Genomic DNA, 21,199 nt, shown 5'->3' with positions numbered 1-21,199 from the left:
CCTGTGTCGATTTTCCCTAAGCTATCTGCTGCCAGCCTACGGGTGTAGTCATCCACAGTAGTTGATTGCAGCAGTTGCACCAAGGCGGCGATCGCTTTTATACGGTCTGTCTGTTGCAGTGCTGACCTAGCTTCCTGTTTAATTGAACTTAAACCATCAATTGTCCACTTGACAATTTGCGCTACTATTTCATCCGCTCTAGAATAATCTCTAAACTCTGCAATTCCTGCGGCTGCTAAAAAATAGGCACGATATTCATAAAATCCTTTACATCCGTCTTTAAAGTTTACTAAAGCATCAATAAAGTCTTGCTGCTGCTGTCTTATTGTTTCTTCTCTTCGTCCCAACCACAGCAAAATCACTTCTCTCCATTGTGATTCAAAGATGTGATAAGTTCCTTCTGTTCGGTTGCCAGGAACATGAATAAGAAAATCGTGCCAATTACTCACCATTAACGCTGCAAAATATTCCTGAAAGTTAGGATGAAAGAAAGCATAAATTTCTTCGTCAGTTTCCGTTACTCTTTCTACTAAATTTAACCAACCAACATCACAGGCTAATTTAAACAGGTTTTCATCCATTTCTTTAAGTGCTAAACTCTTTGGCAAGCGAAACCTCGCACTACTATTAATGCCTGCAAAAGCTAATTGGCTTAAAGAGTGGTGTAAATCATCCTTTAAATTATCAGATTTATCTAGCTTAGAAAATAACTCTGATTTCCATTCATAGAAATAGCGAGTAAACTTTTCGTAAAGTGCAGCTTTCGTTTCTGGTAATTCTCCCTCCCTATCCTGATCAAAAGTTTGACATAATAGCGACAAACGCAGAGGACTTGTCACTAATTTCCGAACATTTTCATGTTTAGTTTCTTTTAATTTTGCTTTGAGTATCTCTCCTTTTCGGGAATCTTTAGCATACTCAAACCACTGCTGAATAAAGTCATCAATTTGTTCTGGTTTAAACTCTTGGGTTTTATAAGTATCAAATCCTGAGAGTGTATTATTAACCTTGGCATCCCAAACATTTAATCGACAAGTTAACACCACCCGCGCCTGTCTAAGAGATGCTGTCAGTTCTTGATTAATTTTTGCTAATGCTTGCACAGGTGAATTTTCACCTATTTCATCCACACCATCTAACAGTAGCCAAACTCTCCCCTTACTAAAACACTCAATTAATTGACGTTCAATTTCTGGTGTGACGACAATATCAGATTTAACTAATCTCATCGCTTCAGGAAGCCATTGCTTGAATAAAAATTCTTCAATGGTTCTGCTCAGTAAATTGGCTAGAGAAATAAAGATAACTAAATCTTGAGTTTCGTCTTTAACAAAGGAAGCAATGGTACTCAATAAAGTTGTCTTACCTGCTCCCGGTTCGCCGATGATAGCAACATGCTTTTTGTCTCCTTGTGCTTGTTGTGCTATCACTTCTATGATAAATGCGTTATGTTCATAGGTTTTGGCAATGACTTCTTCGCTTAACTTATAAACATCCTCTTTATCTTGATCTTCATTTGGCTGTCGGCGTTGCTGTTGTTTACGTTGCACCAAGCCCAAGGGAACATAAACGTTAATTTCAAAACCTTGTTCTGTAGCTTTGCGTCTGAGTTTTGCAGCCTCCTGCTGACTTTTCAGCATTGCGGTGCAAACTTCACGCCACTCATCGGGAGTTAACTTTGTCCCATCCTCCCCTTGAGACGACTGTGGTCAGGTGTAATTATTATTTTGTTGCCCAATTGTGATTTGTTGGGCAACCATTCCACCTTTCTCTGCTTTAATTTCTTCTGCCAACTTTGCAAAATTGTTAACAACTGATGGCTGTGACTTGATTTCTGCTGCTAATTTTTGAATTTTCTTAGCAGTCTCAGATTGATCTTTGTTGACTGCTGTTTCTACTTCCACAACAGCTTGAGCAATTTCTGGATCTAATTCTGCTGCGGCTTTCAGTTCCAGCACTGCTTGACCACAATCTAAAGGCTGCTGTTCATTTCCCTCACCAGCACTAGTGAGAGATGGTGCTTGATGCTTCTGGCGGAGTAATCCGATTAACTTGCCACCTAGCGTCCATGTAGCATCACCAACGTTTTCGCCGATTTTCTCTTGTGCTTTAGTCCAAAGTGTAGTTGCGATCGCAGTAGCAACAGCTGTCAGTGTTACAGTTACCATAAATTCCCTACAAACTTACAGGAGTTTTAATTCATTTATTGAACCACATCTAAACCTTTGATATTCAACAAATTTCCGCTTGTAGTATTAAGATTTACCCAAAAATTGATTAATTTGAAGTTGCAGTTTTTCTCGTAATTTTTGCGCCTGTTGATAAACTACTGCACGCCCTTTGTTGGAGTCGGTGTCTAATCCTGCTGGTTCTAAGGGTTGAATAAAGTAACGCAGACGAGTTCTCATTGCCCAAATTCCCATTGAGGGAAACAGGAGTAAGACCAACATCAAAGGCGAGAAAGGCAAGAATGGTAATTTAACTAGTTGTTGTAATTTGGTGAAATTAACAGCCCAAGGATGCAGAAATTCACTACCGATGCAAACTACTGGGAGAATGGGAATATGATAGCGATCGCTCAACTTCATAAAACTCACATCAAACTTTTCTAGCTGATAGCGTTTTCTCCAACCCTTCGCCGGTCCTCGGATACCTTCGGGTGCATATAAGAGAATTTTACCTTGAGCGATCGCGGACTCAAAATCATTGAATTCGGCTCGTACACCACCTAAAACCTGCGACCATTTAGGTGGTAGCCACCAAATCACCCAAGGATGCTCAAATAATACTGGACTTGCTACGGGTTGTACTACCCATCCTTTGGCTTCACTTAATAAGTAACCCAATGTCAAAAAGTCCCAAGGAAAACACATTCCGGCGTGATTCATTGCCACAATTAATGGCCCTGTTGGCGGTGAGTTTTCGACTTGTTGTAATTCTCCCCGAAAATAGTATTTAACGATGGGGCTAAGAACTTCTGAGCGAAAAGCTTGTTGATATTTGGGATCAAATTCACCAACTTCTTTTCGAGGTGAACGAAAACCCAGACGCAACCAACGACTCAGCAGCGCCAGATAAAATCCGCCAGGAATTAAAAATAATCCATATTCTAGCCAATTCCAACCATCTGGATCTGTGTGATAGTGCTGCCAATGGCGGTTGAATAAAATTAGCCAACCTGGAGGATACCAAAGACAAAACCAATCAAACCAGCTAAATATATAGCCTTCACCTGGTAATTTTTCCAGTTGAGTTTTTAGGAGGTTTTCGGAATGTTGATTAATCAAAACAGTTAAATATTATTAGGTAAAAGTTATATTAAAAATTCATTTTAGCTTTCTACTTTTATCATTAGTATCCTACCATAAAAGTAAAATTAACTACAGATTTGGTTGCTTAAGCTAGCAATGATTTGGAAAATTTATCAAGGGAAAATATTAAACAAAACTTATTATATATAGGAATACTATTTGATTAATTAAGGTTACATAATACTATTTTGGGATCACACATCAGACAAAATTTAATATTTATTTTATAGATTCCTTGTACAGTGAACACTGACAACAGAATATTAGTGTTTTACCAAAAGATGAAATTGATAACAACTGATGATTGTGCAAATTCTTCCTCAAGCTGGAGGCAAATGGCGAGACACCTGTCTTACTCTTCCTACTATGGAACTAGTAAAGCCAGTAAAAATTTCAGATTTAATCCGTGAACTTCGACAGCAACTCAATCTCTCTCAGGAAAAGTTTGCAGCGAAGTTGGGAGTTTCCCTGCGAACAATCAATCGCTGGGAGAACGGATCTACAGTGCCTTCACAGATGGCACTAAAGCTAATTGAAGAAATGTTAGAGAAAATGGGCGAACCAGGCAAAAGACTAGTGAACGAGTATCTCCCGAAACCGGAGCAACGGGAGGACTTTTAAGATGATGGTGAAAGTACCCGAAAAATTTTTGATGATGCGTTCTTGGTTCATAGCTTTTGGTGTAATGATTCTGCCAGTCATGGCGGCGCTGCTGCTAACAAAACTGTTGCTGCCAGTCTTTGAGCCGAGCGTATTTACATTATTTTATGCTGCGGTGGCAGTCAGCGCTTGGTATGGCGGTATGAGACTTGGAGTGTTAGCGATCGCCTTATCTGTTACCACAGCCCTCTATTTTTTGATTGAGCCAGTCTACTCCTTCGATTTACTCAGCCTGAAAGTCTTGGTACGATTAACCACATTCTCACTAGTATCCTTCTTAATTACTGCACTCTCTTCCGAGTTACGAACTGCAAGACACAAGGCAGAGACAAGCCTCAAGTTGTTGCAAAATAGCGAAATGCGGTTTAGCCGACTGGCAGAATCCAACATTATTGGAGTTATCGTCACTGAGATGAACGACGGCTCGATCATCGAAGCCAATGATGCTTTTCTGAAGATGATCGGCTATACGCGAGAAGATTTTTCCACTCAGCAAATGAACTGGCGCGACATCACCCCACCAGAGTATCTTCTTTTGAGCGAACGTTCAGTGAAAGAACTGAAAATTACTGGAGTATGCAAGCCCTTTGAGAAAGAATACATTCATAAAGATGGCGATCGCATCCCCGTTCTGCTCGGTTCTGTGGTATTGGAAGACACTCAAGAAACGGTCATTGGCTTCGTTGTTGATTTAAGCGAACAGCAAGCTGCGCTACGCGAACGCAAACAAGCAGAAGCAGCATTAGACCAAGCCAATGAGCGGGTCACACGGACTCTAGAAAACATGAGTAATGCATTTATTACTCTAGATCGGGACTGGCGAATTATCTACCAAAATGCCGAAGCAGAGCGAATTAACGGCAAACCCCGGACAGAGGTCATTGGTAAGTCCCATTGGGAGGAGTGGCCCGCATCAGTAGGCACGAATGTAGAGCGCCAATACCGATGGGCGATGGCAGAGCAAATTCCTGTTTACTTCGAGCATCACTACTACTCACCATCCCAGTATGACTTGTGGCTGGAGATTCACGCCTACCCTTGTGAAAATGGTCTGGATATTTTCTTCCGCGATATTAGCGATCGCAAGCAGGTAGAGAAGGCAGTCCAAGCAAGTGAGGAACGGCTGAGGAGTTTTGTGAAAGCGAATATAGTTGGCATTCTCTTTGGTGATACCAATGGTAACATCACTGAAGCCAATGACGAGTTTTTGCAAATTGTTGGCTATACCCAGGAGGATATTCAGACAGGTAGATTACGATGGTCTGATATCACGCCATCTGAGTACCAATATTTAGATGAACTCGCTATTGCTGAGGCCAGAGCGAAGGGAACCTGTACTCCTTATGAGAAGGAATGTATTCGCAAGGATGGTTCCAGTGTCCCGGTTGTAGTTGGCTATTCCCTTTTAGGAGAATCTCGGCACAAATCAGTTGCATTCATTCTGGATATTAGCGATCTCAAACAAACTAAAAAAGCGCTGAGTCAGAGTCAAGAGCAATTTCAAGCTTTTATGGACAATATTCCCGCCGCCGCATGGATTACCAATGCAGACGGACGTGTACTTTACGTCAGTCCAACTTATCTGAGGACATTCAATTTAGCAAAAAATAAGGCAATCAATAAAAACATTTTTGAGCTATACCCAGCCCAAATCGCTCAACCCCTCCTCCATAACATTAGAATGGTTGCCCAAACTAATCAGGTGGTTGAAACCATCGAGTCTGCTCCACGCACAGATGGGACTCTGGGGGAATTTTTGGTATATAAGTTTCCCATTGCCGACGCCTCTGGGCAACGCCTAGTAGGAGGAGTTGCAATTGATATCACCGAACGCGAACGCGCCCTTCGGGAACGTCAGCTTGCAGAACAAGCCTTACAAGAGCGTAGTGAAAGACTGAAACTGCTTTCTGAAACAACCAGTGATTTGCTTTCAACTGAGCGCCCCTTGGATTTAATGAACAGCTTATTTGGCAAACTCTCGGCGCAGATGGATTTGCATTTTTACTTTCACTATTTAATCGATACACACGAAAATAAGCAGAAATTTCGGTTAGTAGCTTGGAATGGTATTACTGATGAAGTGTTTCAAGAAATTCAATATCTGGAATTTAATCAGGGGATGTGTGGAATGGTGGCAGAAGAACGCCGTCAAATTGTGATCAATAATGTGCTGCACTCTACCCATCCAAATGCCCAGATCCTCCGTGATTTGGGAATTACAGCTTATGCAGGTCAACCACTAATTGCTCAAGGAAAGCTGCTTGGTGTCCTCTCCTTTGCCAGCCGCACCCGTACCCGCTTCACTTCTGGGGAAATTGCTCTATTACAAGCAACTTCCGATCAGGTGGCGGTTGCTCTAGAACGCGCCCAGTTAATGGCTTCCTTACAGCGACGCAAAGAAGAATTGATCCAAGCTAACCGAATCAAAGATGAATTTTTAGCGGTTCTTTCCCACGAACTCCGCACGCCGCTAAACCCGATTCTGGGATGGTCAAAGTTACTGCAAACTAAAAAGTATGATGAAGCAACCACCACTCGCGCTCTCGAAACTATTGAGCGCAATGCCAAGCTTCAAACCCAACTAATTGAAGATTTGCTAGATGTCTCTCGCATTCTGCAAGGTAAACTTAGCCTGAATATTGCGCCTGTAAATCTGGTAACTGCGATCGCCGCCGCCATAGAAACTGTACGTTTAGCTGCTGAAGCCAAATCGATCAATTTGCAATTTACGATTTCAGACTTCGGCTTACCTTGGCTTTGCCCTTCTCCTATCGGAGACGCTGCGCGAACGGCTACGCTCAGGACAAGCTCGGCACAAGTCGCTCAGTCGAACGATTTGGAATTAGAAAATTCTCACAAAAATTGGGATGACAATTTGAAATCCCAAATTCAAGTTGCGCTGGAAGCACACCAAAGAGACGACCCCAAATTTCTCGTAATAGGTGATTCCAGTCGCTTGCAGCAAGTTATTTGGAATCTACTTGCCAATGCGATTAAGTTTACACCCCAAGGTGGAGAGGTAGAAATCAGTTTAGAATCTGTTGGTTCTCAGGCTCAACTTCGAGTGCGTGATACAGGTAAGGGAATTAGTCCAGATTTTTTACCATTCGTATTTGAATACTTCCGACAAGCTGATGGCGCAACTACCAGAAAATTCGGCGGACTGGGGTTAGGATTAGCTATTGTTCGTCATATTGTCGAGCTACATGGCGGCACAGTTGAGGCAGAAAGTTTGGGTGAAGAACAGGGAGCAACTTTTATAGTCATGCTACCACTGATCAAGATGCATCTAAATAGCCAGGAGATTGTCTATCAAGCTGGTGATTTACCTGAGCTAAATGGGCTGAAAGTTCTGCTTGTGGATGATGAGCGTGATACGCGAGAGTTAATTGCTTTCATTTTAGAACAGTCTGGCGCGGTAGTAATCCAGGCGGAATCTGCGATGGAAGCGCTACGAATTATGCCTCAATTCCAGCCAAATCTGCTGTTAAGTGACATTGGAATGCCGGAAGTAGACGGCTATATGCTGATGCGTCAAATCAGAGCCATGTCACCAGAACAAGGAGGAGGAATTCCAGCGATCGCCATCACCGCTTATGCAGGTGAGGTTGATTATCAACAAGCAATTGCCGCCGGATTTTGGCAGCATATCACCAAACCAGTGGAGCCAGCTAAATTACTTCGAGCGATCGCTAACCTAATTTCTAGTTGTAGCAACCTGCAAACTAACTTACAATCCTTGGAAGCTGGGAAAAAAATTAACAATTCAAAAATAATTAACGATGAATGGCACGCTTGAAAAGCCAAAACCCTTGGGCTTTAAGCAATGACTAATGACTAATGACTAATTTTGCTTAACCAAATCACTAAATCATCTGCATAAATTTCTCTCTCATTTGCTAAAGTTTTAACAGACAGAAGTCCATCACTAATGTTTAAATCTGTGATTGGATACCATGAATCTCTTGTCTGGATTAAAATATCCAATGGAATTCCTAGTTGTAAAGTATTTTTGCGGTATTTCCACCAAGCACGCCATAAAAACACAGATTTAGTACATTGCAACTTATAGCCTTTAGGTATTTCGCAGTGTTGATAGTGATAGAAACTACTACTATCTATGTTTCCTTTCAGGAGATAATTAGATTCTGGTAAAGCTTGATTTAGTAACTCCCAATGGGATGAGTTAGACAAAATCAAGAATTCAGTTTGTGTGGTATTTAATTGGGCAGTGGCAATTACGCCTTCAGCCTTTGTTGCCAGACGGTTAGTCTTATAAACTGTTTGTGCTGTTAAAGAACGATTTGCCAATAAAATATCTTTTTTTTGGATAGAGTTGGATACGAACTCTCGAACTAAATCTAAATCAGACAACATAAAATTGTTTATACTAAATCAACTAGTGTTGTGAGTTATATAACACTCTGTATCTAGTAATTACACTACTGTTGTCGTCAATCAGGATAATTGCTAAGGGACTTCCAAATAAAAAAACATCCAAAATTTTCTTGTGGGATGGGTGTCCGCACCCGTCCCATATTCAGGGCGGGCAGGATGCCCACCCCACAAGATGGATAATTTATTTCTTGTCAGTCGCTAATCTCTAACAAACTTATGGAACAAACACCTAAACCATGAGGTCTTTATTTATTGCTTCACGGTGGAGATGAGTCAACTTTGAATCATTGTGATTTCACCAAACCCAAATATGAGTATCAAGAATGATCACAAATCGTTCACTTCATAATTTTGATTCATTTCCCAATCATCATCAGAAATAACGGGTTCATTCGGATCTGCCAAATAACCATAGGATTGCATTTCTCCAAAAGGATTAACGGCAAATTTACTTTTCTTTTCCGAAGAATAGCTAAGGTGATTTCTGATTAAAAAAATACCATGTTTACGAGTTTCGACTTACCTCGGCTCCGCCCTTCGGCTACGCTCAGGACAGGCTCGGCACAAGTCGCTCAACTCTCGGCCACTCAGTTGGTTGAGCGAAGTCGAAACCAACGGCTATGGTAAATTTATTACTAGAATTCACCTAACTTGCCCCAACTTTTCTTGGATACTTTCACTCAAAATAGAAGAAGCTAGTTCTTCAACAGACATTTTTTTTAAAGCCGCAGCTTTAATTAGAGATTCTTGAGTTTCTTGACTGATGTATATATTACTACCAATCATTGTTAACTCTTTCTATTTTTTTAGATTATACCAAACACGATCAGCAATCATTTTAGTAATGTAATGTTGGGTTTCCTGACTCTACTCAACTGACGAGATCGGCGATCGCTCCTGAAGTCGAAACTACGCTTTCAGGTTGATAGCGGATGCCAGCTTGCTTGAAGCGATGTAAAGCTTCACCCAAGCGATCGCAATCGGCAATCAAACTGATCCTGACATAACCCTCACCTGCAACCCCAAAGGCATTACCTGGAGTCAAAACAACGCCTGTTTGCTGCAATACATTCAAGGCAAAATCTGTAGAACCAACGCCCACCGGACACTTCACCCAAAGATACATTGTCGCCTTAGTTTTGGGGATATCCCAACCCAACTCTCCTAATCCTTGAATCAGAAAATCACGACGGGTGCGGTAGCGTTGTTGTACCTCGTGCAAATACACATCAGGCAGTTGTAAAGCTGTTTCGGCTGCTGTTTGTAATGCGGCAAAAATGCCGTAATCCAAGTTAGTTTTCAGCGTCCGCAAACCTTGAATTACATGGCGATTACCTACCACAAACCCAACACGCCAACCAGCCATATTATAGGTTTTAGATAAGGTGTGAAATTCCACACCAATATCTTTCGCACCAGGAATTTCTAACAAACTAGTGGGTTGATAACCATCAAAAGCTAACTCGGCGTAACACAAATCATGTACCAGCAAAATTTCATATTTGCGGGCAAAGGCGACGATTTCTTCAAAGAATTCGCGCGGTGCTGTGGCGGCGGTAGGATTGCTGGGATAGTTGAAATAGAGAATTTTAGCTTGTTTAGCAACCTCATCAGGAATTGCAGCTAAATCGATTAACCAGTCATTTTCTGGTTTGAGAATCAAGCTGTGAATTTTCCCACCAGCGATCGCCGGGCCACGAAAATGTGCCGGATAAGCTGGGGAAGGAACCAGAACTAAATCGCCAGGGTTAACGTAGGCGAGGGCTAAATGAGTTAATCCTTCTTTGGAACCCAGCAATGGCAAGGCTTCGCTATCAGGATCGAGAACCACACCATAACGGCGATGATACCAATTGGTGATGGCACGGCGGAAACTAGCAGTGCCCTCAAAGGGCGGATAACCGTGATTGGCGGGATCTTTTAAAGCGGCGATCGCCGCCTCTACAACTGGTGCTGGCGTTGCACCATCGGGGTTTCCCATACCCAAATCAATTAAATCTAACCCTTGTTCCCGTGCTTTAGCTTTCAGTTCATCTAAACGGGCAAATACATAAGGTGGTAGTTTTTGTATACGTTCTGCTGGGACAATCCAATTTAAACTCATAAAACCTCGTCACTGATTCCCTTGGGCGAAACTCGATTCGTAGTGTCTCTACTATCTATAGGTGCAGTGGTGGAAACCATTGCCGCCATCAACTGTTCCAAAGCGACTTTAAAGGGTAGTCGATGGATGTCAGAATTAGGAACTAGAGCAATTTCGGCGGCTGTTTGCAACTCGCCTAATGTAATATTGCCCAATCCCAAATCACTTAATTTTTGGGGTAGTCCAATTTCTGCGTAGAACTTTAACAACTGTTGTCGTGCTGATGCTGCTAGTTGATTGCCTTGTAGCATTTCTTCTAAACGCAGTTGTACCAAAATTCCAAAAGCAACCTTTTCGCCATGAATACTGCCATGCCCGGAAATGTGCGTTAAACCATTATGCACGGCATGGGCTGCAACTGTGCGACACTGCGCCCCGCCAAGTCCGCCAACTACCCCAGCGAGTAACACAGTGGCGTCTACCACTTCTCGCCAAACTTCACTACCTGGTTCTTTCAGGGCGGCGGCTGACTTTTGCAACAAGATATCTCGCAAAACTCGCGCTTGTTGCACTGCGGCAATAATTAAAGTATCTTGCAAATGCCCACTGCTAACTGAGGCTTCATACCATTTAGCGATCGCATCACCAATTCCAGCTACTAAAGTCCGTTGGGGTGCAGTTTTAATCAACTCATAATCGAGTATCAGTAAATCGGGACAACGAGATAGTCCCACATCATATGAAAACGCCCCATCTTGCGAATAAACATTCGACAAGGCACTCCAAGCGGCACAGGTAGATCCGGAAGTCGGAATTGTCACCACTGGCAACTGTAACTGCTGCGCGACTAATTTCGCTGTATCCAGGGCTTTGCCGCCACCGACACCAATAATCACATCAGCTTTATGTTCTTTTGCCGTTTTCTTTAAAGATTTCAGGCTAGCTTCACAGCAATCTGCACCATAAGAAGCTTGAACAGGATGTAACTGTTGCGTTTCTAAAACTGGTTGCAAATTTTGTTGGCTGATGGCCAGAGTAGACTTACCTGCCACAATTAAGGGACGACTTCCCAAACAGGCGATTTCGGCTACGGCTGCTTGCAACACCCCAGAACCACGGATTACTTTCGCTGGGGCAACTGCGAGCGTCAACAATGAACTAGAGGTTTGAGTAGACAAAGAAGGTTGGGTGGAAATTGTATTGGTCATATAATCTAGTTTGCCAAAACTTTGATATTTCTTAACCAAATAGACTGGTGATCAGGGATACTTGTTGCCAACCTGGTTTTTGGATGGCTCCAACCTTACACCCGGCTTATCTTGGTTTGAGCCAAGGAATGAAATAGACAAAGCCTATTGCCGACTGATTGAGTAGCTTCACGACCTTGCTTGAATCTATGATGCCCATTGCCCTGGAATTCCGAACTATCAAAGTTTTGAATAACCGTATAACTAATTAACATTACCATTGTCAGATTCTCAAGAAAAGCGATCGAGAATCGATCTGACTTTTCACGTTATGTGGAAAAGCGCACGAAAAACCTAACCCCCTAACCCCCTTCCCGACGCGGGAAGGGGGAAAATTCAAAGTCTCTCTCCTTTTAGGAGAGAGAAATAGAAGTGAGGTTTTCCAGATACCGTGAAAAGTCAGGAGAATTGATAATGTGTAAGTGGTCATGCTATTTAATCCAATCCTCAGCTACAGATAGATGTGGTGGCAAATGTACGCCACTATAACTGATTCATTTGCTTTCCCTGCAAATATTGTTGAAAATGACAACAGTGGTAGTTAAGAAAACAACTGACAAATCACAACTATCAGTACCCATTACCCGCACGCTGATTAACTTTTTTCCACAGTAGAACCACTAAAGTTTGAATATCTTAATCTAAAAATAACCATTACTGTATCAGTAAATACAAAATGAGTTTTGTTATTCTGATACAAAGTAAATTATTTTGTCTTCTGGGCATTGGGAAAAGACAAGGGAAAGGCAAAGAAAAAACTTGTCCCCTGTTCTCCCTCATCTCCCTCTGCTTCTTAAGCGGTGGGTTTTGGCAATTGAGCGAAATTGTCTGTGTAAATTTGGACTGTGACTGGGGAATTTTGATGAGAAACGAGCGATCGCTTCACCTCACCCAAGTAAACTGGTACAGAAATCCCTATTTCCGGGTGGATGATGGTACGAGCGCGAACTGTCAAATTTTCATCTTCTCGTGTACCTGAGCGACCATAAGAAAAGAGATTACTAGCTGCTTGACGTAGAGTTGCTTCTAATTGTGTGGGTGTAATTTGGGGTGATGTGGCAATTACCGCTTGGGTTGAGCCATTGTCATAAACCAGAGTGTACCTCACTGCTCCGGGAATCACAGTCCGACTCAAAGGGACTATTGAGAGTCCAAATAAACCACCAGTCAGCACCAGCATAAAGCCAGTCGTACCCACCAGCCGAAAGCGGATGCCCCATTTGAAAATAAAAGCCAAAACTACTAAGGCAGCAAATGCCAAGGTAGCTATACCTGACCATTGGGTGTACTGAAGAAAGTTAGCTGTTGTGAGCATAAGGTTGGTTATGGATGCGTCTTTTTTTTCGTTACCGACACACCCATTTTACCGAGAGCTTACACCGATTACCTGTGAGGTTGCATAAAACAATTTGTTCAGAACAAGTTGTATCACCAAACCTGATTTTGTGCAGTTTCACAAAGAATTGCTAACACACCATAAAGCTTATCGAGCATAATAAAGTTTAAACTTGTGTTTAGCCTAAGTTTAGCGATGAAATGGAGCCAACCTCAGAACAATTGAAACAGTTATACAGAGTCTTGACTTGGCTAACGCGAATGTATCTCCCGGTTTACCTAGTTAGCTTAGATGAGCGAACAGATAACATCGTAGTAATAGCAGGTGAAGAGACAGTAGTAATAATTAATCTAGAAGGAGAGGTTGATTATGAATAAGCCTAACTTTAGAGAAATGACACGCAAGCAATTACGAGATTATATCTTACAAAATCGTGGCGATACCGAAGCAATTCACGCCCTAGCATTACACGTTCAGTCTAATGGCAAACGCCTTAATTCAGTAGATGATCTACAACAAATCATCCAAGAAAAACGTAGCCAAGGCTTAGAGCCATAGCTCAAACTGGTATTACTTTTCCAAATTCCTCAGTTATTCAGAACAGTATTGGCTCACCAGATACGATATGAGAATTTTGAGATGTCTGCAATTTAGCTTGAACACTATCAATTATTGCTAGCCAATCAGCATCTCTGTTCCATTCAGAGTGAATCCGGGTTTTAGTCGCCGCGTCGTAAAGGTTACAAAAAACCACGTTCTCTTCTCCAGCAGTTGCAGCAATAATCAGGGGCTTGGAAAAGTCCTGAAGTACTGATACAGCCAAAAGAAAACTTTTAGCAAAGTTCGTTTCTATTCCAGTCCTAACAATATAAATTTCATCCGCCCTCACAACGATGTCTAACTTAATATTGTCCCTTTCTCTAAACTCTTTTGTCGTTAATTTAAGTTCGGATATATACCCAGTCAGCCCTGTTTGTTGTACAGGAATAGTTATTTTATTATTGATATCGTAATTATACCAAAGGTAAGATTCTCCGCTTAATTCTCCTTTCTTTACATACAAATAAATAGGTTCTGGCGGGTTACAAAGACCTAGTTTTATTTCAGCAACCATGTTTTACATTCCTTCATGAAAGATAAAATTTTTCCAGATATTGGATCAAATTCAATATTTTTTAAATTGTGCTTAACTGAGAAAAATAATAAATATACAAAAGGGCATCTACAAGAGATGCCCGTCATGTAGGAAAACCCCAAAAGGTTGTCCCTACACCTTCCCAACAATCAGCAACAGTGACTAATTAGGTATTAGTCACACTCACAGACGTGAATATAGTAATCTTATTAACTTCAAACTCTAGATGTCCCCAGTGCATACACTGAAAAAGCTAATAGCTAATTTTGATGATATGCAAGTTTGTCTTTTGGGTTATAACCATTTACTACTCCACAAATGGCAGCCAAAATTAACCATGAAAGCGCATTCAAACGAAAATCGAAGAGGGTTACATCTACTGTATTCAATAGAACCCAACCAACAAAGGCCAGAAGATAACTGAAAAATATCAATCTGTCTCCTGCATTTAGATATTTTGACTTTCGCAGTAATTGCACGCCTGTAATCAAAATCCAAGCTAGTAAGCCACAAAATAAAAAAGCACTAGGAAAACCAGTTTCAGCAGATAACATCAAAAACAAGTTATGGGGATGACCTAAGGGTATCTGCATCTTTGCTGTGTAAAGTGTACCAAAACTGCGTAACCCCCAGCCAGTCCAAGGATGTTGTTGAGCTAAAGACCAGGCAAATTCCCACTGAGTTTTTCGCATTAAAGCGACTGGTCTATCTGGATACATATCGTCATTTAACCTAGCCCAAAAGAATGCAGGAACTACCTGCCGAAAAATTTGAGCAACTGGTGAGGGAGCAAAAGCTGCCAAAAGTACACTAGAGACGATCGCAGCAACGCCACCGACAAGAACGCGCCAACCTTGGTACACTGCATAAGCTAAACAGGCAAAAATAGCGATCGCCCACCCATTACGTGAGTTGGTGAAAATCAAGGCAATGAAATTCGCAATCACCGCCACGGTTAGGAAGAGAAAGGGGACTGGGAACTGGCGACTGGAGAGTGAATTCTTACTAATACCCAATCCCCAATCGCCAATCACCAATCGCCATTGTTCCAACCACAACCCTAAACCAAGGATGAAAACTATTGTTAGATAAGCTGCAAAGGTGTTAGCGTGCAAGAAAAATGAAGCGATCCGACCTGGCGGATTTCCTCCTGTTCTGACTGTCCAACTCAACACAACCCACAAAATCTCGAACTTAAAACTCCATCCCAAAAATAACTGCCCCAAGCCGATAATCACCACCGGCATGGAACCAATCACCAACATCCAAGCCATTTGCCGCAATTGGGCAAATGTTTGAATCAGGGCGCTATGGGCGGCGAAAAGTAAAAAGAATGGTAATAAATTAAATAAGCCGAGGAAAGCTGCTGTCTTGTCTTGGGCAAACCCAGCACTCACGATCATTAATACACTCAAAAGGGCAAATCCCCAGTTGAGGGGGCGGCGATTAATTTTGCGGGATTGTTTGAGCCAAGTTATTAATGAGACAAAACCGACAGTCACAGCCCCGACTAAAGGACTCAATGGGAAGATTAACAGTGCCCATAGAGAGTAGTTCCAAGCAGATTGCCAACAAGACTTGAAATAGTTAAAAACCTTGTTCAAGCTGGCTCCCAACATTCCTCACGAGTGAGGCGAATTTGAGCTAGGGTGAAGATCGTAGGGATGATTCGACCATAGTTAGTGGCGATCGCTCTCCACCCTAAATCTGCAACAAACCAAGTCCACATGATTGGGCCAATCACGGCAAACATGGTGCGGGCTGCCCCATAACGAGCTGCACTTACTGTCATACCTCGTTGCGCCATTTGCATCGCTACATAGCTTTGAAATTGCGTTGCAGCAGCCTCTGAGCCTGTAATTGCAGCTTGTTTGGCTACTTCATAAGTAGCAAAGTGAATGGCAAATTGACGGGCAATTTGCTTCAGTACAAGTGGCTGGAGAAGAGAAGTAACCGCGATCGCACTACTGCCTTTGAACAGCAACCCCAAGGGGTCAGGCTGCAATAAAAGTGGTAGCGGTTCTTTTAGTTCTGATTTGATCAGGTGACGTTGTACTCGGAGAGTCAATTTTTGTTTTTCCTGTTCAGGTAATTTTTTCCACACCTGTCCTAGCAGATGCAAAAATACTTCTGCTTCTAAATCAATGGTTGCCAGCCGATTAGAATAGGGAATTTTTAGATACTTACATACTTGGACTAAGGCTTGTCGGTAAGTTACCTGGCCTGTGCGTCCCCGTAATACCGTCATCCCATCTGCCGCCAAAAACCGGAAGCGTCCCTCTAGTGAATCTAACCAAGCTTTGCGGTCTTGGCTTTGCACTTCGATGGGTTCGGGTGTGTGTACATAGTCTAGGGGATTGAACTTACGACTAAATAGAATTGCCGTTAAGTCTTGCAATTCTTCTTCGGTCGCTAACTCTAGCGCCGCCCTCATTTCATCCAATTTCCCATCCTCCCTTCCGTGCAGCTTTCTGTACCTTATTCTACTATTAGCTTTCAGCAGTCATTAGTAGTAATTTTGTCCTTTGATGATAACGAATAACTAATACTTCGGCTCCTTTCGACTTCTCTACGAGACGCTACGCGAACGCTCAAGGCAAGTCGCTCAGTACAAGTGACAATTAATAACCAATGACTAGGAACTATTGATTTATGACTGATATTGCAGTGATTGGTGCCGGAATCGCCGGTTTAGTCTGCGCCCAGCAGTTAAGTCAAGCTGGATATTCGGTGGTAGTGGTGGAAAAATCGCGTGGTTTGGGAGGAAGACTAGCGACACGCCGCTTGCATGGAACTTGGGCTGATCATGGGGCTTGTTACCTGAAGCCAAAGGGTGAACTATTAGGACGTTTTGTGGAAATATTGCGATGTCTGACGACAAGCCGCTCTGCGTCTACGCGCCATATCCTCGAAGTTTGGACAGAGGAGGTTTACGAACTCACAGCAGGCGTTCCTTTATCTGAACCCAAAAACCGCAGTCCGTGTTATGTTGCACCTGAGGGAATGAGTGCGATCGCTAAAACCCTCGCCCCTGGTTTAGAAATATTACTGAATCAGCGTGTTATCGCTATTACTCCAACTCCCGAAAGTAGTTGGCGTTTGACTCTGGAATCTAGCAACGAAGAATTAACTGCAAAAGCTTTAGTCGTCGCCATTCCTGCACCCCAAGCGGTGATGCTGTTAGAACCCTTGGGTGAAAGTGTATTGGATGGAGCCTTTCTGGATAACTTGCGCTCCGTAGAATTTTATCCTTCAATTAGTGCGATCGCTGGATATCCATCTACATCCCAACCCCTCCCTCAATGGAAAGCTCTAACTTTTGTGGATGATGCTGATTTAGCATGGATTGGTTTGGATAGTAGCAAACGTCTAAACCCTCAGCAACCACATTTTGTAGTGCAAAGTAGTGCTAATTTTGCCCAAGGTCATCTAGAATCACAGGATTTACAACCTGCTGGACAATATATGTTACAACGAGCAGCTGAATCTCTGTCCCTTTCTTGGCTGAATACTCCCCAATGGATGCAAGTACATCGTTGGCGTTATGCCTTTCCTCGCAGTCCTTGGCACGAAGCTTTTTTGTCTGCCGAAACTCCTTTACCTTTAATTTGCTGTGGTGATTGGTGTGGGGGCAATCTTGTGGAAAGTGCGATGCTTTCAGGATTAGCTACGGCTGATGAAATTAATCATCAGTTGCGTCATCTACCTTTAGATAATGTGAACTTTCTAAAGGTTTTTACCTAATCAATTCATCTGTCGGAGATAAATTGGATAGTAGCTCATTGTATAGACCCGACTCAAAGAATGCTGAATTCTGCATTCTTCTTGAATCACCTGATTTTTTGCCCAAGATGCTTACAAATCAGCGCCTTTTAGGGAATGAAACAACCCTCCTCACTCCCCATTCCTACTCTCCACTGCCCACTTAGCACTCAATTGATCCCCAAGTTACCAATCCAAGATAGGATGGACGTTGATTTACGTATTCTTTTACTTAATGCATATGAAGCGCTATTGGTCGCGTTTGCTTGCGCTGGTTTTGGTTGTATCTCTCGGCTTAATGGGTTGTTCTGGCAGTCCAGATAGTTTGACTGGGGATTATCGTCAAGATACCTTAGCTGTGGTCAATGTTATGAGACAAGCTCTGGATATATCACAAGATTCACCAGACAAAGCAGCAGTTCAAGCAGAAGCGCGTCAAAAAATTAATGACTTTTCAGCTCGCTACCAGCGAGTTAACTCTGTTTCTGGTCTTGGCTCCTTTACAACCATCCGAACAGCCCTCAACTCCCTGGCTGGACATTACAGTTCTTACCCAAATCGTCCCGTACCCGAAAAACTCAAAAATCGTCTAGAGAAGGAGTTGCAGCAGGTAGAGACGGCGCTGAAGCGTGGCGGTTAACTATTAACTATTGCCTGCTCGATCATCAATAGTCAAGAGTCATAATTTTGACTCTTGACTATTTTGTTAACTTTATTGAAACCTGAGTTTTAAATTTTCAACTAAACTGATTGATACTCTCCAAACTAAAAGTCAGGATGTCAAACTTCCATTTATATGTTTATGTGTTTATAAAAGAATACGGCAACAGAAATAGGTCTTTAAGAGTCTAGAAAAAATAGGTTTTAAAACCGTTGTTAATTAAATGTATAATCTCATACAATTCACCGCGATAATCTAAGTTGGAATCGATGACGATCGCAAATTAGAGGGTTTAATACTCGAACATTAACACGTAGCTCAGAGTCTGAGCCACTCCGTCTTTGCCCAGTTAACCTGGGGGAAGCAAGCTACAGACGGATATTTAAACTCCGACTGAAACTCTTTTAAATTTTGAATTTGTTCATCTACTGGTAGGTATGTCTAATCGTCCCTTGAACTTTGCAAGATCAACATTATTCTGGCGGCGCTTATTCGCTGTTATTTTTACTAGTAGTTCGTTGATCCCCAACTTTGGGAGCGAACCAGTAAGGGCGCAAGTAAGTGAGTATTGTCAGTTATCATCAGCGACGGTGCAAGAAAAAGAAAACTTACGTTTGTCAGCCCTCAAAGGCGATCAAGATGCTCAAACGCTCTACCAAAGCATAGTACAAAAACAAGCACAGGAATTGCAGGAGTGCCGCACTCGGACTTGGCCGCAAATCCAAGCCATTTGGTTGCGCTTGTATCCCTGTGACATTAAGCCGGGAACAATTGATCAGATTATGGATCGAATTGTTAACCGAGGCTATAACCAAGTTTATTTAGAAGTATTTTACGACGGGCAGGTATTATTGCCAGCAAGAGCTAACCCGACGGTTTGGCCGGCTGTGATTCGCACTCCCGGAGCAGAAAACACCGATATACTCGCCACAGCAATTAAAAAAGGTCGGCAACGTGGTTTGAAGGTCTACGCCTGGATGTTTACCGCAAATTTCGGATATACTTATGCCCAGCGTCCAGACAGAAAAGATGCGATCGCTCGTAATGGCAAAGGTCAAACCAGTTTATATGTGGTAGATAATGGCTCTCAAGTATTTATCGACCCTTACAATCTGCAAGCAAAACGCGACTACTACCAATTAGTACAAGAAATTTTGCGCCGTCGCCCAGATGGTTTGTTATTGGACTACGTGCGCTATCCCCGACAAGCTGGAAGTGATTCTATCGCCACCAAAGTTTCAGATTTATGGTTATTTAGTCCCGCAACCCAAGAAGCTTTATTTAAACGGGCACAGAATTACAAAGGGCTGGACTTAATTCGGCGCTTTTTGACCAAGGGATTCGTCACTAGTGGAGATATAGCGGAAGTTGATCAACTTTATCCTCAAGAAGGAGAACCACTCTGGCAAGGACGCCCTCTCCCACCACCAGAAAACTCAATTCTGCCTGCAACCGATAGACAACCGCTTTTACAATGGGAGTTGTGGCAGCTTGCCGTTGCCCACGCCATGCAAGGAATTCTAGATTTTGTCACCATCGCTAGTTACCCAGCAAAGCAGCTAGGTATTGCTACAGGAGTGGTGTTTTTCCCTGATGGCAACCAAACTGTCGGACAAGGGTATGATTCCCGTTTACAACCTTGGGATCGGTTCCCCAGTACATTAGAGTGGCATCCTATGGCTTATGGCACTTGTGGTGATGTCAGTTGTATTGTGGCGCAAGTGCAACGGGTTGTGAGTATGGCAAAACCGGGTACACAGATAATGCCGGCTTTAGCAGGTAAATGGGGAGAATCCGTCAGTAATCGTCCATCCCTAGAAGTGCAAATGCAGGCACTCCGAAAATTTGCCCCCCAACTGAAGGGAGTTAGCCATTTTGCCTATTCTTGGCAATATCCTGAAAGTGATAGCGATCGCAAATTCTGTCGAGTTAAGTAGACTTCTTGCAGAAGTAGTCAAAAGGCAATAACTACAGCTTAAGTATAATGTGCAGCGAGTCGTTGGAATGCCGATGGTGCTGGACTATCTCCAAGGTGCTGGCGGATCACCTCAGCACAAGCACCGGGGCTTAACAAGGAGGTATCAACTTCCAGGTCATAGATACCAGGGATGTGGACTTCACTTTGCCATAACTGAACCGGATGTGGCATCGGGGAATCGCCTGTACTTCCCACGTTCCACCCTGTGTTTTGTCGTCGTTCCATAATAATCTCGATGGGGCAGTGAACGCCTACGAACAAGACCGGCAATCCGTTCAAACGTCGGGCACTATCAGCTAGAATACCCCGCTCCCTTGCGTAGGCATCATGGTGTCCGACATCAACCACGACATTCAGACCCAAGCGGCTGTGGGCAGCGATGGACTCATACATGGCGCTGTACAGAATGGGAACCAGGGGTTCAATATCCTGGCGTTCTCCCCCTGGTCGTAGACCGATCCCAGGCAGGTATCGTGCGGGAGTCATTTGCATAAACCTATCGACACCCAAGTTCATCCACAGACCATCAAATGTCTCTTGGATTACTGCAACAATGCTTGATTTCCCCGATCGCGGGACACCATTCAGGATGATAATCTGTCCTAGTTCCGGTGTCTGCCCCATAATC

19 protein-coding genes are annotated in these 21,199 nt (G+C 42.9%); 7 read left to right on the top strand and 12 right to left on the bottom strand.

Annotated features, from left to right (window positions below; all coding sequences use genetic code 11):
• The 3 genes from V7K50_RS00650 to V7K50_RS00640 form a co-directional block, all read right to left on the bottom strand.
• Nucleotides 1-1,640, bottom strand: a 1,640-nt coding sequence (locus tag V7K50_RS00650; protein ID WP_334956263.1) for an NACHT domain-containing protein, incomplete at its 3' end; no start/stop codon positions are given.
• A 69-nt stretch (nucleotides 1,641-1,709) separates the two neighbouring features.
• Nucleotides 1,710-2,168 (bottom strand): hypothetical protein, encoded by a 459-nt coding sequence (locus tag V7K50_RS00645; RefSeq protein ID WP_334956261.1) that lies wholly within the window; start codon nucleotides 2,166-2,168, stop codon nucleotides 1,710-1,712.
• An 87-nt stretch (nucleotides 2,169-2,255) separates the two neighbouring features.
• On the bottom strand, nucleotides 2,256-3,287 hold the full coding sequence (locus V7K50_RS00640; protein ID WP_334956259.1) for a 1-acyl-sn-glycerol-3-phosphate acyltransferase: 1,032 nt from the start codon (nucleotides 3,285-3,287) through the stop codon (nucleotides 2,256-2,258).
• Between the two features lie 330 nt (nucleotides 3,288-3,617).
• Between V7K50_RS00640 and V7K50_RS00635 the strand changes: the two genes are divergently transcribed.
• A complete protein-coding gene (locus V7K50_RS00635) occupies nucleotides 3,618-3,932 on the top strand; it encodes a helix-turn-helix domain-containing protein (protein ID WP_334956258.1) in 315 nt (104 codons plus the stop codon).
• 1 nt (nucleotide 3,933) lies between these two features.
• On the top strand, nucleotides 3,934-7,770 hold the full coding sequence (locus V7K50_RS00630) for a hybrid sensor histidine kinase/response regulator (RefSeq protein WP_334956257.1): 3,837 nt from the start codon (nucleotides 3,934-3,936) through the stop codon (nucleotides 7,768-7,770).
• A gap of 38 nt (nucleotides 7,771-7,808) precedes the next feature.
• Here the strand turns inward: V7K50_RS00630 and V7K50_RS00625 are convergent, their stop codons facing one another.
• The 5 genes from V7K50_RS00625 to V7K50_RS00605 form a co-directional block, all read right to left on the bottom strand.
• Nucleotides 7,809-8,348, bottom strand: coding sequence for a hypothetical protein (locus V7K50_RS00625; RefSeq protein WP_334956255.1), 540 nt, complete (start codon nucleotides 8,346-8,348; stop codon nucleotides 7,809-7,811).
• A 663-nt stretch (nucleotides 8,349-9,011) separates the two neighbouring features.
• Nucleotides 9,012-9,155 (bottom strand): hypothetical protein, encoded by a 144-nt coding sequence (locus tag V7K50_RS00620; RefSeq protein WP_334956253.1) that lies wholly within the window; start codon nucleotides 9,153-9,155, stop codon nucleotides 9,012-9,014.
• Between the two features lie 85 nt (nucleotides 9,156-9,240).
• Complete coding sequence (locus tag V7K50_RS00615; RefSeq protein ID WP_334956251.1) at nucleotides 9,241-10,473, bottom strand: aspartate aminotransferase; 1,233 nt, start codon at nucleotides 10,471-10,473, stop codon at nucleotides 9,241-9,243.
• Nucleotides 10,470-11,660, bottom strand: coding sequence for an iron-containing alcohol dehydrogenase family protein (locus tag V7K50_RS00610; protein WP_334956249.1), 1,191 nt, complete (start codon nucleotides 11,658-11,660; stop codon nucleotides 10,470-10,472). The genes V7K50_RS00615 and V7K50_RS00610 overlap by 4 nt, the downstream gene beginning before the upstream one ends.
• An 832-nt stretch (nucleotides 11,661-12,492) precedes the next feature.
• A complete protein-coding gene (locus V7K50_RS00605; RefSeq protein WP_334956247.1) occupies nucleotides 12,493-13,014 on the bottom strand; it encodes a Ycf51 family protein in 522 nt (173 codons plus the stop codon).
• A gap of 221 nt (nucleotides 13,015-13,235) precedes the next feature.
• Here V7K50_RS00605 and V7K50_RS00600 point away from each other — a divergent pair, with 221 nt between their 5' ends.
• A complete protein-coding gene (locus tag V7K50_RS00600) occupies nucleotides 13,236-13,412 on the top strand; it encodes a DUF6888 family protein (RefSeq protein ID WP_334956245.1) in 177 nt (58 codons plus the stop codon).
• Nucleotides 13,405-13,593: a DUF6887 family protein gene (locus tag V7K50_RS00595; protein ID WP_334956243.1), complete on the top strand. Its 189-nt coding sequence runs from the start codon at nucleotides 13,405-13,407 to the stop codon at nucleotides 13,591-13,593. The genes V7K50_RS00600 and V7K50_RS00595 overlap by 8 nt, the downstream gene beginning before the upstream one ends.
• Before the next feature lie 37 nt (nucleotides 13,594-13,630).
• Here the strand turns inward: V7K50_RS00595 and V7K50_RS00590 are convergent, their stop codons facing one another.
• The 3 genes from V7K50_RS00590 to V7K50_RS00580 form a co-directional block, all read right to left on the bottom strand.
• The gene (locus V7K50_RS00590) at nucleotides 13,631-14,149 is read right to left on the bottom strand and encodes a hypothetical protein (RefSeq protein WP_334956241.1); all 519 of its coding nucleotides are present in this window, start codon (nucleotides 14,147-14,149) and stop codon (nucleotides 13,631-13,633) included.
• 281 nt (nucleotides 14,150-14,430) lie between these two features.
• Nucleotides 14,431-15,789, bottom strand: a complete 1,359-nt coding sequence (locus V7K50_RS00585) for an O-antigen ligase family protein (RefSeq protein WP_334956238.1) — start codon at nucleotides 15,787-15,789, stop codon at nucleotides 14,431-14,433.
• The gene (locus V7K50_RS00580; RefSeq protein ID WP_334956236.1) at nucleotides 15,771-16,613 is read right to left on the bottom strand and encodes a hypothetical protein; all 843 of its coding nucleotides are present in this window, start codon (nucleotides 16,611-16,613) and stop codon (nucleotides 15,771-15,773) included. Before V7K50_RS00580 ends, V7K50_RS00585 begins: the two co-directional genes overlap by 19 nt.
• A gap of 209 nt (nucleotides 16,614-16,822) precedes the next feature.
• Here V7K50_RS00580 and V7K50_RS00575 point away from each other — a divergent pair, with 209 nt between their 5' ends.
• From V7K50_RS00575 to V7K50_RS00565, 3 genes are all read left to right on the top strand, one after another.
• Nucleotides 16,823-17,914 (top strand): NAD(P)/FAD-dependent oxidoreductase, encoded by a 1,092-nt coding sequence (locus tag V7K50_RS00575; RefSeq protein WP_334956234.1) that lies wholly within the window; start codon nucleotides 16,823-16,825, stop codon nucleotides 17,912-17,914.
• Nucleotides 17,915-18,167: 253 nt separating this feature from the next.
• On the top strand, nucleotides 18,168-18,572 hold the full coding sequence (psb27, locus tag V7K50_RS00570; protein ID WP_334956232.1) for a photosystem II protein Psb27: 405 nt from the start codon (nucleotides 18,168-18,170) through the stop codon (nucleotides 18,570-18,572).
• 458 nt (nucleotides 18,573-19,030) lie between these two features.
• Nucleotides 19,031-20,530 carry a family 10 glycosylhydrolase gene (locus V7K50_RS00565; RefSeq protein WP_334956230.1) on the top strand — a complete coding sequence of 500 codons (1,500 nt, stop codon included), beginning with the start codon at nucleotides 19,031-19,033 and terminating at the stop codon, nucleotides 20,528-20,530.
• 38 nt (nucleotides 20,531-20,568) lie between these two features.
• Here the strand turns inward: V7K50_RS00565 and V7K50_RS00560 are convergent, their stop codons facing one another.
• Nucleotides 20,569-21,195 (bottom strand): chloramphenicol phosphotransferase CPT family protein, encoded by a 627-nt coding sequence (locus V7K50_RS00560; protein WP_334956228.1) that lies wholly within the window; start codon nucleotides 21,193-21,195, stop codon nucleotides 20,569-20,571.
• Nucleotides 21,196-21,199: the final 4 nt, after the last annotated feature.

Source organism: Nostoc sp., from assembly GCF_036917135.1.
Lineage (GTDB): Bacteria > Cyanobacteriota > Cyanobacteriia > Cyanobacteriales > Nostocaceae > Nostoc.
This window is presented reverse-complemented; position numbering and strand designations above follow the sequence as displayed.

What these genes read in the sequence shown, in the direction of transcription:
- V7K50_RS00645 (WP_334956261.1), bottom strand. Translation starts at nt 2,168, where the DNA reads ATGGTAACTGTAACACTGACAGCTGTTGCTACTGCGATCGCAACTACA.
- V7K50_RS00630 (WP_334956257.1), top strand. Translation starts at nt 3,934, where the DNA reads ATGATGGTGAAAGTACCCGAAAAATTTTTGATGATGCGTTCTTGGTTC.
- V7K50_RS00625 (WP_334956255.1), bottom strand. Translation starts at nt 8,348, where the DNA reads ATGTTGTCTGATTTAGATTTAGTTCGAGAGTTCGTATCCAACTCTATC.
- V7K50_RS00620 (WP_334956253.1), bottom strand. Translation starts at nt 9,155, where the DNA reads ATGATTGGTAGTAATATATACATCAGTCAAGAAACTCAAGAATCTCTA.
- V7K50_RS00615 (WP_334956251.1), bottom strand. Translation starts at nt 10,473, where the DNA reads ATGAGTTTAAATTGGATTGTCCCAGCAGAACGTATACAAAAACTACCA.
- V7K50_RS00610 (WP_334956249.1), bottom strand. Translation starts at nt 11,660, where the DNA reads ATGACCAATACAATTTCCACCCAACCTTCTTTGTCTACTCAAACCTCT.
- V7K50_RS00605 (WP_334956247.1), bottom strand. Translation starts at nt 13,014, where the DNA reads ATGCTCACAACAGCTAACTTTCTTCAGTACACCCAATGGTCAGGTATA.
- V7K50_RS00600 (WP_334956245.1), top strand. Translation starts at nt 13,236, where the DNA reads ATGGAGCCAACCTCAGAACAATTGAAACAGTTATACAGAGTCTTGACT.
- V7K50_RS00595 (WP_334956243.1), top strand. Translation starts at nt 13,405, where the DNA reads ATGAATAAGCCTAACTTTAGAGAAATGACACGCAAGCAATTACGAGAT.
- V7K50_RS00590 (WP_334956241.1), bottom strand. Translation starts at nt 14,149, where the DNA reads ATGGTTGCTGAAATAAAACTAGGTCTTTGTAACCCGCCAGAACCTATT.
- V7K50_RS00585 (WP_334956238.1), bottom strand. Translation starts at nt 15,789, where the DNA reads ATGTTGGGAGCCAGCTTGAACAAGGTTTTTAACTATTTCAAGTCTTGT.
- V7K50_RS00575 (WP_334956234.1), top strand. Translation starts at nt 16,823, where the DNA reads ATGACTGATATTGCAGTGATTGGTGCCGGAATCGCCGGTTTAGTCTGC.
- psb27 (WP_334956232.1), top strand. Translation starts at nt 18,168, where the DNA reads ATGCATATGAAGCGCTATTGGTCGCGTTTGCTTGCGCTGGTTTTGGTT.
- V7K50_RS00565 (WP_334956230.1), top strand. Translation starts at nt 19,031, where the DNA reads ATGTCTAATCGTCCCTTGAACTTTGCAAGATCAACATTATTCTGGCGG.
- V7K50_RS00560 (WP_334956228.1), bottom strand. Translation starts at nt 21,195, where the DNA reads ATGGGGCAGACACCGGAACTAGGACAGATTATCATCCTGAATGGTGTC.